Raw genomic sequence first — 14,139 nt, forward strand, 5'->3', positions numbered from 1 at the left:
AACGCGGAACCTTCGTAGCAAGGAACCGTTACCCGATGATGTTTTGCCAGAGTCCAACCCGTCCAAATCGCATCGAGGCCGGCCATGCCCAAGACCATTCCTGAAAACAAAGCGCGTCAAGGGCACTGGGGCTGGCACGGCTTGCGAATCCTGATTGCCGGGCTTCTCCTGGCTTTCGTCGTCTGGGGCGTCGTTGAGATTTATGGCGAGTACACGAAATCGCCGACGACCGAACAAGGCAGCGCTCCGAGCGGCTAGTCGTCGATCTCTCGTCGGCTGCCTTTGCATCAGGCCGCCTTTGCCCGCACACCGTGCCGCGGCACCAGCACGTTCAATGCGCCCGGATGGATCTCGATGGTGATTTCGTCCTCGAGCTTGATGAGTTCACCATCCAGGACGGCGCGGAATTTCCTGGCCGCCGACCGGATCTTCAGCACAGCCCGCTCCGTCTGATGGATCTCGACATGTTCATTGTCACGCCATTTGCCACGCGCGACGTTGAACAGGAACTTGATCAGTTCGGCGCGTTGCTGCGCGACCGTGACATAGATGCCGAGCACGCCGCCCGCCGGATTGTCGGCAAAGGGCAAGTGTCCCTCGCCAAAGAGGTTGTTGGTTATGCCGACGCCGGTGGTTCGCGCCGTGATCTCGGCTTCACCGATAGTGAGGGTGACCGTCATCGCCGGCGGATTTTTGATCGTCGCCCAAGCCGCCTTGACGGATGCTCGCATCTTTCCCAGCCGGGATCCAAACTCCATCCTCTGGCGTAGCTGCACCATCTTGGCATGCATGCCGATCGAGAATTGATGCACGAAAGGCCGGCCATTGGCGGTGGCGATATCGACGGCCATTACCTCGCCATCGGCGAAGGATCGCAAGGCCGTATCCAGCGTCTGCGGTATGCCGAGCCCGCGCGCGAAGAGGTTCATGGTGCCCGCGGGCAATATGGCCAGCGCCTTTTTCTTGCCCATCAGCCGCGCCGCCGCCGCCGAGATCGTGCCGTCGCCGCCGCCGGCGAGCACCACGTCGACGCCGCGTCGCGAAGCCGCCTTGTCCAATGCGGGCACGATATCCTTGCCGGCAACCACGTCGACATCGATGGAATGGCCTGCCGCCTCCAGCATGTCGCGCATGCGATCGCAAAAGGCCTCAAGATCAGTGGTGCGTAAGGTGCCACCGTCCCGGTTCAGCACCGCCGCAAACCGCATGCCTGCTCCATGTTCTCAAGACAACTCCGGGCCGGAGAAGCTCCAGCCGCCGGCTGAACGGCGCAAGTGGCAAAAAGGTTCCGTACGATCAGGGAATTCCGTTTGCGGCATACAATTCGCAGGCGCTGTTGGCGGTGAATATGAGCGGCCGCTTTTGTCGGAACAACAAGGTGGTCACGACGTTGTGAACAGGCGAATGCCGCGCCATTCGTCGCCTGCGACGGCGCATGACGGGCGGCATACATGAAATCAGGCACGAGGAGACATCATCATGATCCGCAATCTTTTGGCCACCACAGCTCTCGCCATGCTTGTGGCGACGGGCGCCAATGCGCAGACGACCCCGACACCGGCTGCGCCTGGCGCGGAGGAACCCGCCGCCCCGGTGGTGCACGCCGAGGGCAGCATCGTCACCAACATCATTGGTGAATCAGTCTACAACGGCACCGGCGACAATGCCGAGAACATCGGCAAGGTCAGCGATGTCGTGTTCGACAAGGACGGTCAGGCGAAATCCGTCATCATCGGTGTCGGCGGTTTTCTCGGCGTCGGAACGAAGAATGTCGCTTTCGATTACGACAAGCTCCAATGGGCCGAAAAGAACGGCGATCGCTGGCTGGTCGCCCAGACGACCAAGGACGAATTGACGGCGCAGCCGGAGTTCGACACCAAGCCTTATGCTCCGGCACCTGCCGCATCGACGGCTGCACAGGCGCCGTCCACATCGGCGCCGACCGACACTGCGCAAGCGCCCGCCGACATGAACGCGGCTCCGGCGGAACCGGTGAAGCGCGCCGACGGTAATCTCGCCACCAATATCATCGGCGAAAGCGTCTATAACGGGACCGGCGACGACGCGCAGAACATCGGCAACGTCAACGACATCGTCCTGAGCAAGGAAGGCAAGGCGCAATCGCTGGTGATCGGCGTCGGCGGCTTCCTGGGCATCGGCGAGAAGAACGTCACCTATGATTTCGGCAAGGCCCAGTGGGCCGAGAAAAACGGCGACCGCTGGCTGGTTGCTCAAACCACCAAGGAAGAGCTCCAGGCATTGCCGGACTTCAACCGCAAGGCCTATGATCCGGCTCCGGCCACGACCGCTTCCAATGCGCCGGCAGCAACCACGCCGGCCGCCACCACGGCACCTGCCGCAGCTCCGGCCGACAAGACGGCCGCTGCTCCGGCAGCTACGGCTCCCGACCAGACGCAGACGGCCGCCATCGACAAGTCGACGCTGACTGCCATGCCGGTCGGCGAAATCAGGGCAGACGATCTGAAGGGCACCACCGTTTATGGCGCCAACGACGCCAAGGTCGGTGAGATCGGCGACGTCGTGCTGACGCCCGACAACAAGACCGACGCGGTCATCGTCGATGTCGGCGGTTTCCTCGGCGTGGGTGAGAAGGAAGTCGCCGTCGGCATGGACAATCTGAAGTTCATGACCGACAAGGACGGCAACAAATATCTCTACACGACCTTCACCAAGGAGCAGCTCGAGGCCCAGGCCGCCTATGACAAAGGCAGCTACGCGCAGAACCGCGAGCAGCAGCGGATGATCGTGAGATAGCAACGGCAGTAGGGCAGTAGGATTCCCTATTCCCCTACTGCCCTACTTACATAGCCCACAACGCCATCGCTGGTCAGTTCCGCCAGCGCCAGCGACTGGTCGAGATGTTCGGCCCGCCAGGCAAGCAGCCGTTCGGCCAACTTGAGCCTGACCGGGAGATAGGCGGGATCGGCGACGAGATTGACGAGCTCGGCGGGATCCTTCTCCAGGTCGAACAGCAAAGGCGGCAGGCCACCGCCGAAATGCACATATTTGAATTTTTCCGTGCGGATCACGGCGAGGTTGCACTGGCGCGACGCAAGGCCGAAATGCCGTTCGGCTTCCCCCTCCGCGATCGAACGGAAATCGAATTCCCAATGCGCGGCGTCGCGCCAGTCCGACGGCTCCTCGCCGGCGATGAACGGCCGCAGCGAACGTCCGTCCAGATGCGGCGCGGGTTCCCCTCCGAGCAGCTCGAGCAAGGTCGGCAATATGTCCACCGCCTCGGTAAAGCGGTCGACGGCCATGCCTGCGGTTCGGCCGTGACGCGGGTCGCGGATGACCAGGGGGATATGGTAGCTGGCATCGAAGAAGCCGCCTTTGCCCAGCATGAAATGGTCGCCCATCATCTCGGCATGGTCGGAGGTAAGCACGACAACGGTATCGTCCCACGCGCCCGCCGTCTTGACCGCCTGCGAGATCCGGCCGAGCTGCGCATCGACTTCCGAGATCATGCCGTAATAGATCGCGCGGATGCGGCGGAAATCATCCTCGCTCCAATCGTGGACGTTGCCCGCGGCGCCAGGACGAAACTTGTGCTTCTTTTGCCTGCCGAAGTCATAAGCGAGATAGGGATGGCTGTCCGCCTCGTCGCGCCAGCCCGCCGCGCGGCGAAAGGCGGGGCCGTCGGCGGGGTCGTACATACTGTCGTATGGCGCAGGCGCGATGAAGGGCGGATGCGGGCTGATGAAGGACAGATGCGCGAACCAGGGCGCGGCATGCTCCTGTTCGCCCAGCCATCGGATGAATTCGCCGGCAAGAAAAGCCGTCGGCGTCTGCTCCTTCGAATAGACGGGCGGCGCAGTCGTCACCGCGCCGGCATCGCCTGCTCTTTTCGCCGGTCGATGGATCGCGGGGGAGCCGGCGTCGGTATCGATGCCCTGCATTCGCAGCCACGACAGCCACTGCCTCTGATGCTCGGGCAGCAATTGGCGCACCGTGAAACCAGGCAGTACGCCTTCGTAGCTTCGCAGCCGCGGGTCAGCCGGAGCGAGCCGGCGCGGATCCAGCGACACGTCGGTGTAGCCGAACAGCGTCGGATCGTAGCCCAGCGCGCGCGCCGAAAGCGCTATATTGCCGTGACGGGCATCGAGCGGCGTGCCGTTGCGGCAAACCCGGTTATTCATCTGGTAGAGGCCGGTATAGAGGCATGCACGGGCCGGCGAGCAGGGCGCCGCGCCGCCATAGTGCCGCTTGAACAATACGCCTTCCGCTGCCAATGCGTCGGCATTCGGCGTCTTCACCAGGGGATGGCCAGCCGCCGAAAGGCAATCGCCGCGCCATTGGTCGCATGTGATCAGGAGAACGTTCGGACGCCTGCCTTTTCCGGTCACTGGCGATATCCTTGGCTAATGTTCGAGCGTCGCTCATGGAACCGAAATCCGGCCCCGGCGCAAGCCCGGGCTGCTGGTGGATCGGTGAACAACTGCTTTCGATTGTTCACTTCCAGAGTACAGTCCATCCCGTCTTTGCCGCCTTTGACGGGGACAGGCCGATGCTCATATTGGCGGGGACAGCGGCAGGGGCCGCAACAGAACAAGGGAGCAGCACTCATGCTTGACCAGATCAAGGGTTTGCATCACGTCACCTCGATGGCCAGCGATGCCCGCCAGAACAATGAGTTCTTCACTGGGAAGCTTGGCCTGCGCCGGGTCAAGAAAACGGTCAATTTCGACGCGCCCGACGTCTATCACCTCTACTATGCCGACGAGCTTGGTACGCCTGGTTCGGTGATGACCTATTTTCCGTTTCCGAACATCGGCAAGGGTCGTCACGGCGTCGGCGAGGTCGGCACCACCGCCTATTCGGTGCCGCAAGGCACGCTCGCCTATTGGGAACAGCGCTTCGCCGAGAAAGGCATCACCGGGCTGTCGCGCGACGAGGCCTTTGGCGAGAAGCGTCTGGCCTTCGCCGGGCCGGACGGCGACGGCTTCGCGCTTGTTGAGGACAGCGCCGACACGCGCGCGCCATGGGCGAAGGGCGGTGTTCCCGCCGACGAGGCGATCCGTGGCTTTCACTCCGTGTCGTTGCGCCTGAAGGATGGCGGCGCCACCGAGGAGTTGTTGAAGTTCATGGGCTATGAGGAGGTCGACAAATCCGGCAATGTCAGGCGGCTGGCGGTCAGGAACGGCAATGGCGCCGACGTCGTCGACATCGAATCGCTACCCGGTGCCGCTTTTGCCGATCTCGGCGCGGGCTCGGTCCATCACGTCGCCTTTGCCGTCGAGAATCGCGCCAAGCAGCTCGAAGTGCGCAAGGCGCTGATGGATACCGGCTACCAGGTGACGCCGGTGATCGACCGCGATTACTTCTGGGCGATCTATTTCCGCACGCCGGGCGGCGTTCTGTTCGAAGTCGCCACCAACGAGCCGGGCTTCGACCGCGACGAGGACACCGCCCATCTCGGTGAAGCCTTGAAGCTGCCGGCGCAGCATCAGCACCTGCGGCCCTATCTCGAAAAGCACCTGCAGAAGCTGGAAGACTGAGGGGCGGGGTCATGAGCACAGACAGCTACATCCACAAGGTGCTGCCCGGTTCGCCGGGCGGTCCGCTGCTCTTCGTCTTCCATGGCACCGGAGGCGACGAGGGCCAGCTCGTCCCGCTGGGGCGCGATCTCGCGCCCCAGGCAACCATCATCTCGCCACGCGGCGATGTGTCTGAACAAGGCGCCGCGCGCTTTTTCCGTCGCACCGGCGAGGGCGTCTATGACATGCAGGACCTGGCGCGCGCGACGCGGAAGATGGCGGGCTTCGTCAAGGCGCAGATAGCAGCGGCGAAGCCGTCGGCGATATACGCTCTCGGCTACTCCAATGGCGCCAACATCCTGGCATCGCTGCTGTTCGAAGCTCCTGACCTGTTCGACGCGGCGGTGCTGATGCACCCGCTGATCCCGTTCGAACCGGAGGTGAACGGCAGTCTTGCCGGGCGCCGCATTCTGGTGACTGCCGGCAGGCGGGATCCGATCTGTCCGCCGAACCTGACTTCGCGGCTCGAAGCCTATTTGCGCGCCGATGGCGCCGATGTCACAGTGGAGTGGCATGAAGGCGGGCACGAAGTGCGGCCAAACGAAATCGAGGCGGCGCGGCGGCTCTTTGCCGGCGTGGCCCAAGGAGTAAGTGATGCCTGACCAACTGCCGGAGATCGAACTCGAAGATCGTGGTTCCAAGGGCCGCTACGTGCTGCGCGGTCCGGGCGGCGCCGAGGCGGAGATGACCTTCACCAGGATCGGCGAGCACCAGATCATCATCGACCACACCGAAGTGCCCGACGCGTTTCGCGGCCAGGGTGCCGGGCTTCGGCTCGTCACCCGCGCCGTCGAGGACGCGCGCGCGGCGGGCAAGAAGATCATCCCGCTCTGTCCCTTCGCCAACGCCCAGTTCCGCCGTCATCCGGAGTGGGCCGACGTGCTGAAGGGGTAGGATCAGCCGGCGCTTTACCAGTCGGGACCCGCGGGAGTAAAACAGTGTGATAGGCCAGCACGGCTTTGGCATTTGCACGCTCGGCCCATCTTGCCTAAGTAGATATGATATATCGCGGGCGGCGTGCGACACATCGAACCGAATGATCCCTTCATGACCGAAACCGATCTCGTTCCCGTCTTCGACGGCCATAACGACACGCTGCTCAGACTCTATCAGTCGAAAGACCCGGACGTCGAAAAGCTCTTCATGGAAGGGAAATCGGGCGGCCATATCGATCTGCCGCGCGCACGAGCCGGCGGGTTTGCGGGCGGCATGTTCGCGATCTTCCCGCCGCCCGTCGAGAGAGGTCGGCGCGGCGCTGTCCCGTCGACACCCAGCAACACCGAGCCTTTGCCGCCCGAACTCCCGCACAGCGATGCGCTGGTCTCGACGATGGCGATGGCCTCGATCCTGTTCAGGCTGGAACGCGCCGGAGCGCTGAGCGTCTGCCGCAATGCCGCCGATGTGCGCGGCGCCATGGCGCGCGACTCGATCGCCGCGGTATTCCATATCGAAGGGGTCGAGGCGATCGATCCCGAACTCACCATGCTCGACGTGCTGCATGCCGCCGGCTTGCGCTCGCTCGGCATCGTCTGGAGCCGCCCGAACGCTTTCGGCCATGGCGTCCCGTTCCGCTTTCCGTCCTCGCCCGATACCGGTCCCGGCTTGACCGATGCCGGCAAGGCGCTGGTCAAGGCCTGCAACCAACTCAGGATCATGATCGACCTGTCGCATCTCAACGAGAAGGGGTTTCGCGATGTCGCCGCGCTCAGCGATGCGCCGCTGGTCGCGACCCATTCCAACGTGCATGCGATCTGCGGCCACTCGCGCAACCTCACCGACTGGCAGCTCGGCGCGATCCGCGAAACCGGCGGCATGGTCGGGCTGAACTTCGCCACCGGTTTCCTGCGCGAGGACGGAAAGATGAACGCCGATACCGGCCTCGACATCATGGTGCGCCACATCGATTCCCTGCTGCAGGCGCTGGGTGAAGATGGGGTTGGCCTCGGCTCCGATTTCGACGGAGCCATGATACCGGCCGTCATTGGCGATGCCGCCGGCCTGCCGAAGCTCATCGATGCGCTCGCCGCACGCGGCTTCGGCCGCGCGCTGATCGAAAAGATCGCCTACCGAAACTGGCTGGCCATGCTGGAGAAGACCATAGGATAGGAAGTTCAGCCGAATCCCATGCGCTTCAGCCAGTCCTTGCCGACGCCGCGGTCGCGGATGATCGGCAGCGGGTTTTCCGAATCGAGCCGCGCGCAGATGCGGTAGACCTCAAGCGTCTCGGCGCTCATCTCGCCGCGCTTGTAGAAGAACATGGCGGCGGCATAGCGTGTGCGGCCGGACCATTTTTCGCCGAGCGGCGTGTTGACCAGTTCCCACTGTTCGGCCGCCTCTTCTTGCTGCTTGTCTGCTTCCTCGCCCATGGTCAGAAATCCGCCGGCGGATTGGCGGTGCGGCGATCGAGCTTGATGAAGGGCCGCGGCACCACCTTGGCCCGCTTCATCAGCTTCTGGTATTGCAACTCGCGCATGGCGTAGATCTCGACCCAGAGGTCGTCGACGACAGTATCACCATATGGTCGCGCCAGCGAAGCGATGGCGATGTTGTGCTTGGCCATGGGCGACCACATGGCGGCACTGACCAGCCCGACCTCCTGGCTCTTTCTGTGATACACGATGGCGTGTTCGGCCGGAATGTTGCCTTCGATCTCCAACCCGACCAGCACATGCCGCAGCTTGCGCTTGGCGCGCGCCTCGAGGATGGCGCGCCGGCCGTTGAAATGGGCCTTTTCCAGATCGATCATGAAGCCGAGCCCGATCTCGTCGGGCATACGCAAGCGGTCGGCGCGGATGGCATGCTCGGCTGTCGTGAAGTCGCCATTGGCGACAATCAGCCCCGCCTCGAGCCGGGCGCGGTCGAGCGCGGTATAGCCGATGGCGCGGATGCCGCGCAATTCGCCGGCCGCCATCAGCCGGTCCCACAGGCTCAGCGCCTTGTCGACCGGTACGAACAGTTCGTAGCCGAGATCGCCGGTGAAGCCGGTGCGCGAGATGGTGACGGTTTCGCCATCATGCGGGAATTCGGCGAGGTCGAATGCCTTCAGCTTTTCGACTCCGGCAAAACCGGCATCACGCAGCACGGCGAAAGAGGTCGGACCTTGCAATGCCAGGCCCGCGACGGCGTCGGTTTCTTCTTCCACCGTCACATCGAACCCAATGGCGCTGTCGAGCAGCCAAGGCAAATGCCGCTCCTGCGAGCACAGCCGGAACCGCATCGGCGAGAGCCGGAACAGCGTGCCGTCATCAAGGACGAAGCCCTCGTCGTCGCACCACGCGGTGTAATGGACGCGGCCCGGCCTGAGCCTGGTCACGTCACGCAAGGTGACACGATCGAGGAGGGCTTCGGCATCCGTGCCCTCGATACGGTATTTGGTCATAGGCGAGATGTCGAAGAGTGCCGCCTGGCTGCGAATGGCGAAATATTCCAGCTCCTCGTCCCACAGCGAATGGGGGGCGCGGTAGCCCGCCCAGTTGTACCAATCCTGGGTCCTGGCCAGAGCATCGATGCGCGGCTGGAACGGCGTGCCGAGACGCAGCGTGCGGAAATGGGATTGGGCGGCGATGCGGGCGGATGGTGGAAGGATGGTGGGTTGATGATTCATGCCGGCGATCCTTCGCGCCCCCCGTAGAATTCAGCCTTGGCGAATTGCGAAATCATGCTCACCCCCTCATCGCGATGACGCGTCGCGCGGCGTTGAGCCCTGGCGCGCCGGAGACGCCGCCGCCGGGATGCGAGCCGGCGCCGGCGAGGAACAGCCCGTCGAGCGGCGTGTCGTAACCGGACCAGCCCGAGACCGGGCGCGAGATCAGCATCTGGTCGGCCTGCAATTCGCCGTGGTGCCAGTGGCCGCCCGGCATGCGGTAGCGCGTTTCGATGTCGGCGGGCGTCAAAAGCTCGGCATGGACGACGCTGTTGCCGATGCCGGGTGCGTAGGCCTCGAGCTGCGCCATGACCGCCTTGAGGAATTTCGGCTTGCCGGCATACCAGCCTTCTCGGAGCGCATAGGGAGCGTATTGCACCACCGCCGACAACACACAGGCGCCGTCGGGCGCGAGCGATGGATCGGCGAGGCTGGGCAGCGTGATCTCCATCACCGGTTCGGGCGAGAACGCGCCGTATTTGGATGGATTGAAGGCGCGCTCGACGTGATCGGGCGAGGGGGCGATAACCAGCCGCCCCTTGTGGCCGGCGGCATCGACATCTGTGAATTGCGGCGGCCTGTCGAGCGCCAGGTGAAGCTTGGCGACATCACCCTTCATGCGGATGTTGTTCACCTTGCGCACGAAGCCGGTGTCGAGTTCGCGTGGACCGACAAGGTCAAGCAAAGTCGTCGCCGGATTGATCGCGGAGACGATCGTCCTGGCGCGCAGCAGCTCGCCATTGTCCAATGCGACGCCGACGGCGCGGCCCTTCTCGACAATGATCCTTGCGACAGGCGCCGATGTGCGGACGCTCACGCCGGCTTTTTCCGCCGAGGCGCGGATGGCGGCGATCACCGCGCCCATGCCGCCCTTCGGCACTATCTGCGCACCGGCCGAACCGCCGGCCTCGCCGGCCAGCCGGTAGTAGAGGCCGAGCAGCGAGGTGGGCGAGCGCGGACCGAGATGGCTGCCGAGCGTCGCGTCGAAGGCAAGCAGCCCTTTCAGCCTGATGTCGGCAAGCTGCTCGTCGAGCAGATCGGCGACGTTCATCAAGAGCACGCGCAGGAAGTCGCGCATGTCTTCCTTGCCGAGCCTTTTCAGCGCCAGAGCGGTCTTGCCGAGCGCCGCCGTCTCCAGCAGCGACATGCCGGCCAGATCGGGCGGACGACGCGAGAGGAAGGGTTCCAGGATGCCGGCGTAGCGCAGCAGCTGCGCGCGCAAATGCTTCCACGCGGATTGCTCCGACGAACTTGCGCCGGTGAGCATTTCGCCATAGGCGCCGTGCAGGATGAGCGAGGGGCCGTCCATCGACAGCGCGACCGACGGCACGAAGTCGTCTGGGGTGGTCCGCAGGCCAGGCTTCTCCAGCTCCAGCGTCTTCACCACGTCGGGATGCAGGCGGTTCAGCAGATGGGCGATCGACGAGACGTGAAAACCGGGCGCGAATTCCTCCGTGCGCGCGGCGCCCCCGAGATCGCTCCCGGCTTCCAGCAGCAGCACCTTGCGCCCGGCCTTCGCCAACGTGGCAGCGGTGACGAGGCCATTATGGCCGCCGCCAATGACGATTGCATCATATGACGTCATGGGCCGGGCTCATATGTGAGATCGATTTGGCGAGGTCGCGCAGGATTTCGGCCGCGGCATTGCGGCCCGGAGCGCCCATGACGCCGCCGCCGGGGTGAGTGGAGGAGCCGCAAATATAAAGCCCGCCGACCGGCGAGCGGTATTGTGCGTAGCCCGGCACCGGACGATTGAACAGAAGCTGGTCGAAGGTCAGTTCGCCCTGGAAGATGTTGCCTTCGGTCAGCCCGACCTCGGCCTCGATTTCGCGCGGCGTGCGCACCTCCATGTGGACGATGCGGTCGCGAAAGCCGGGCGAGTAGCCGGCAATCTGCGCAACCACGCTTTCGGCGAAGCCGTCGCGATCGGCGTCGGTCCATTCATGGCCGTTCACCTTGGGCGGCGCGTATTGCACGAAGCAGCTCATGAAATGCTTGCCGGGCGGCGCCATGGTCGGGTCGAGCGTTGTCGGGATGACCATGTCGAGGAAGGGATCGGCCGACCAGCGTCCGGCCTTCCAGTCGTCATAGGCGCGCTCCATGCGCTCCATCGAATCGGTGAAGTGCATGTCGCCGCGATAGACCGGCGAATCCTTCGGCAATGCCGGGAATTCGGGCAGCGAATCGAGCGCGATGTTGACCTTGCCGGACGAGCCTCGGATCTTGAAGTTCCTGACCCGGCGCAGGAAAATCTCGGGCAGTTCCTTTTCCTCGACCAGTTTCAGGAAGGTTCGCTTGACGTCGGCATTGGAGACGACGAGCCTGCCACGGATCTCCTCACCGCCGGCCAGCACCACGCCTTTGGCTTTCCCCCTGCCGACCAGCACATGATCGACCTCGGCGCCGGTGCGAATGGTTCCGCCCGACGCCTTGAAGGACGCCGCCAGCGCCTTGGTCACCGCGCCCATGCCGCCGCGCGCATAGCCCCAGGCACCGACCGAGCCGTCGACCTCGCCCATATAGTGATGCAGCAGCACGTAAGCGGTGCCAGGCGACATCGGCCCGAGCGCCGTCCCGATGATGCCGGACAAAGCGAAGTTTGCCTTGATGACATCAGTCTCGAAATATTCATCGAGGAAATCCGAGATCGACATGGTCCAGAAGCGCAGCGTCAGCGCCATTTCTTCCGCCGACAGGCCCGCGAATTTCTTACCCAGATAAAGCAGCTCGCCCAGATCTCTCGGCCGCAGGCTGGTCGGGTCGGGCGCGGTGCGCATCAACAGCGGCTGGATGAAACGGCACTGGCGCGTCACGTCGCGCGCATAGCGGTCATAGGCTTCGGCGTCGCGTCGGGAGAAGCGCGCGAATTCGCGCCGGTGCGCATCATGGTCCCGGTAATTGGCGAGATAGTCGCCGTCCCTGGTGAACACCGCGCCGCCCTCATAGGCAATGACCTGCAGGCCGAAGCGCGGCAGTTCGAGGTCGCGCATGATTTCAGGGCGAAACAGCGAACAAACATAGGAACAGTTGGAATAGAGGAAGCCCGGCGTCAATTCCCGGCTGGTGGCGGCGCCGCCGACCCAGGGATTCTTCTCCACCACCAGCACGTCGAGCCCGGCGCGCTGGAGATAGCAGGCGTTGACCAGACCGTTGTGTCCGCCGCCGATGACGATCGCATCCCAAGCTTTCATTTTGGCCCAGTCTTTCCATGCGATCCGCTGTTCATTTGGCGTAGTCCGTCCCCTCAATGCGCGAAATTTGGCATGGCACTTGTCGTTTTGTCCAGCCATATTGAATGAATGTTCAACAAATGATATTGCGTTTTCCCAGACATGGGCTAGGCTTTGCAGGCGTTCGAGACGGACATTCATCGATTGGGGATCGAGGGTTGATGATCGAAACGGCCGAGGCCGAGCCGGAGTATGACGATGCCGCCATCCGCTTCCTCGAGGCGCTGTGGGGCGACGGCTACCTGTCGCCGGGCGGGCCCGACGAAGTCGACCGAGTGCTCGAGGGACTTTCGCTCGCAGGCAAGGCCATCCTCGACATCGGCTGCGGGTCCGGAGGCATCACGCTGCATCTGGTCGAACGGCATGGCGCTGCGCACGTCACCGGCTTCGATGTCGAGCGGCCGGTGATCGAAACGGCCAGGCGGCGGGCAGCCTCACGCGGGCTTGCCGACCGCGCCTGCTTCATCCAGGCGCCGCCTGGGCGGTTGCCTTTCGAGGATCAGTCCTTCGACGTCGTCTTCTCCAAGGATGCGCTGCTGCATGTCGCCGACAAGGATGCGCTGTTTGCGGAGATATTCCGCGTGCTCAAGGCCGGCGGCGCCTTTGCGGCATCAAACTGGATGATCTCGCATGACGGCGAACCATCACCGGAGATGAAGGCCTATGTCGCCGCCGAAGGGCTGTCCTTCGCCATGGCCTCGCCGGCGCGCTACGCACGGGCGATGCGCCAGGCGGGCTTTGCCGAGATCGCGGTTCGCGACCGCAATCCCTGGTATCGCGAAGTGGCGCGGGGCGAACTGGAAAGGCTGAAGGGGCCGCTCTATCCGACGGTCGCGGCGGCGGTGGGCGCCGCCTATGTCGACAAGAACATACGAACCTGGGAGGCCATGCAGAAGGTGCTTGACAGTGGCGAGCACCGTCCCACTCATCTTCGCGGGCAAAAACCGAAGATGGTCGGCTAGCCGGCGATGTGGAGCATGACCGTACCCATGAAAATTGCAGCACGCCAAGAGCAGTCCGCCGAGGCATCGAGCGAACCCGAGAAACGCGGGCGCAAGGCCTCCAAGGAGGTCAGGCAGCTTCAACTGATCGAGGCGACGATCGATTCGCTGGCCAAGCGCGGCTATTCGGAGACGACGATGGCCGACGTCGCCGATGGCGCGGGCCTGTCGCGCGGCATCGTCAATTTCCATTTCGAGAGCAAGGAAAAACTGCTGATCGCGACCTTGCAACATATGTATGACGAGTACTCGGCGCATTGGCGCAATGCCTTGGAGAAGGCGGGGGACGACCCCGCCGACCAGCTGCGGACCCTGGTCGCGGCCGATTTCGACCGTTCGATCTGCAACAAGCGCAAGCTGGCGGCCTGGTGCGCCTTCTGGGGCGAGGCCAAGTCGCGACCGACGTACCAGGCGCTGAGCAGCGCCCGCGATGCCGTCTACCAGAACATCTTCATCGAGCTTTGCGCGACGCTCAAGCAAAGCGGCGGCTATGCCTATGAGCCGCAGGTCATGGCGCTGGCGCTCAGCGCGATGCTGGAGGGGCTGTGGCTGCGCTTGATGATGGGCACCGAAGACACCACCCGCGAGAGCGCCTTGCAGGCAGCCAATGAATTCCTGTCGGCCGCATTCCCCAAACATTACCAGGGAGCAGCCGCCACCCGTCGCAAGGCATGAAGCAATCGATAAAATAAAAGAGGATGGAACAG

General features: G+C 63.7%; 14 protein-coding genes. 8 read left to right on the forward strand and 6 right to left on the reverse strand.

All coding sequences use genetic code 11. The features are described from left to right. The first annotated feature begins 84 nt into the window (after positions 1-84). Positions 85-258: a hypothetical protein gene (locus LB551_RS26820; protein WP_181169562.1), complete on the forward strand. Its 174-nt coding sequence runs from the start codon at positions 85-87 to the stop codon at positions 256-258. A gap of 29 nt (positions 259-287) precedes the next feature. Here the strand turns inward: LB551_RS26820 and LB551_RS26825 are convergent, their stop codons facing one another. Beyond that, positions 288-1,208: a diacylglycerol/lipid kinase family protein gene (locus tag LB551_RS26825; protein ID WP_224661070.1), complete on the reverse strand. Its 921-nt coding sequence runs from the start codon at positions 1,206-1,208 to the stop codon at positions 288-290. 271 nt (positions 1,209-1,479) lie between these two features. Here LB551_RS26825 and LB551_RS26830 point away from each other — a divergent pair, with 271 nt between their 5' ends. Beyond that, on the forward strand, positions 1,480-2,775 hold the full coding sequence (locus tag LB551_RS26830; protein WP_224661071.1) for a PRC-barrel domain-containing protein: 1,296 nt from the start codon (positions 1,480-1,482) through the stop codon (positions 2,773-2,775). Positions 2,776-2,801: 26 nt separating this feature from the next. Here the strand turns inward: LB551_RS26830 and LB551_RS26835 are convergent, their stop codons facing one another. Further along, positions 2,802-4,367 carry an alkaline phosphatase family protein gene (locus LB551_RS26835; protein WP_224661072.1) on the reverse strand — a complete coding sequence of 522 codons (1,566 nt, stop codon included), beginning with the start codon at positions 4,365-4,367 and terminating at the stop codon, positions 2,802-2,804. A 219-nt stretch (positions 4,368-4,586) separates the two neighbouring features. Between LB551_RS26835 and LB551_RS26840 the strand changes: the two genes are divergently transcribed. The 4 genes from LB551_RS26840 to LB551_RS26855 all read left to right on the forward strand — a co-directional run bounded on the left by LB551_RS26840 (position 4,587) and on the right by LB551_RS26855 (position 7,664). Beyond that, positions 4,587-5,519 (forward strand): VOC family protein, encoded by a 933-nt coding sequence (locus LB551_RS26840; protein WP_224661073.1) that lies wholly within the window; start codon positions 4,587-4,589, stop codon positions 5,517-5,519. Positions 5,520-5,530: 11 nt separating this feature from the next. After that, positions 5,531-6,160, forward strand: a complete 630-nt coding sequence (locus LB551_RS26845) for an alpha/beta hydrolase (protein ID WP_224661074.1) — start codon at positions 5,531-5,533, stop codon at positions 6,158-6,160. Further along, positions 6,153-6,452, forward strand: coding sequence for a GNAT family N-acetyltransferase (locus LB551_RS26850; RefSeq protein ID WP_140500600.1), 300 nt, complete (start codon positions 6,153-6,155; stop codon positions 6,450-6,452). Before LB551_RS26845 ends, LB551_RS26850 begins: the two co-directional genes overlap by 8 nt. A 153-nt stretch (positions 6,453-6,605) precedes the next feature. Then, positions 6,606-7,664, forward strand: coding sequence for a dipeptidase (locus tag LB551_RS26855; protein ID WP_224661075.1), 1,059 nt, complete (start codon positions 6,606-6,608; stop codon positions 7,662-7,664). A gap of 5 nt (positions 7,665-7,669) precedes the next feature. Here LB551_RS26855 and LB551_RS26860 read toward each other — a convergent pair whose 3' ends face one another. Genes LB551_RS26860 through LB551_RS26875 form a run of 4 tightly spaced genes read right to left on the reverse strand, consistent with a single transcriptional unit; the run spans position 7,670 to position 12,392 of the window. Next, positions 7,670-7,924 (reverse strand): hypothetical protein, encoded by a 255-nt coding sequence (locus tag LB551_RS26860; protein ID WP_140517897.1) that lies wholly within the window; start codon positions 7,922-7,924, stop codon positions 7,670-7,672. 2 nt (positions 7,925-7,926) lie between these two features. Beyond that, positions 7,927-9,162, reverse strand: coding sequence for an aminomethyltransferase family protein (locus tag LB551_RS26865; RefSeq protein ID WP_224661076.1), 1,236 nt, complete (start codon positions 9,160-9,162; stop codon positions 7,927-7,929). Between the two features lie 58 nt (positions 9,163-9,220). Continuing rightward, positions 9,221-10,786, reverse strand: coding sequence for a phytoene desaturase family protein (locus LB551_RS26870; protein ID WP_224661077.1), 1,566 nt, complete (start codon positions 10,784-10,786; stop codon positions 9,221-9,223). Further along, positions 10,773-12,392, reverse strand: coding sequence for a phytoene desaturase family protein (locus LB551_RS26875; RefSeq protein WP_224661078.1), 1,620 nt, complete (start codon positions 12,390-12,392; stop codon positions 10,773-10,775). Before LB551_RS26875 ends, LB551_RS26870 begins: the two co-directional genes overlap by 14 nt. A gap of 200 nt (positions 12,393-12,592) precedes the next feature. On the opposite strand from LB551_RS26875, the gene LB551_RS26880 reads away from it, so the two are divergent. Continuing rightward, positions 12,593-13,393 carry a class I SAM-dependent methyltransferase gene (locus tag LB551_RS26880; protein WP_224661079.1) on the forward strand — a complete coding sequence of 267 codons (801 nt, stop codon included), beginning with the start codon at positions 12,593-12,595 and terminating at the stop codon, positions 13,391-13,393. Between the two features lie 27 nt (positions 13,394-13,420). Further along, on the forward strand, positions 13,421-14,107 hold the full coding sequence (gene betI / locus LB551_RS26885) for a transcriptional regulator BetI (RefSeq protein ID WP_140880653.1): 687 nt from the start codon (positions 13,421-13,423) through the stop codon (positions 14,105-14,107). Positions 14,108-14,139 lie beyond the last annotated feature (32 nt).

The sequence above is a fragment of the Mesorhizobium sp. BR1-1-2 genome, from assembly GCF_020165435.1.
GTDB lineage: Bacteria > Pseudomonadota > Alphaproteobacteria > Rhizobiales > Rhizobiaceae > Mesorhizobium.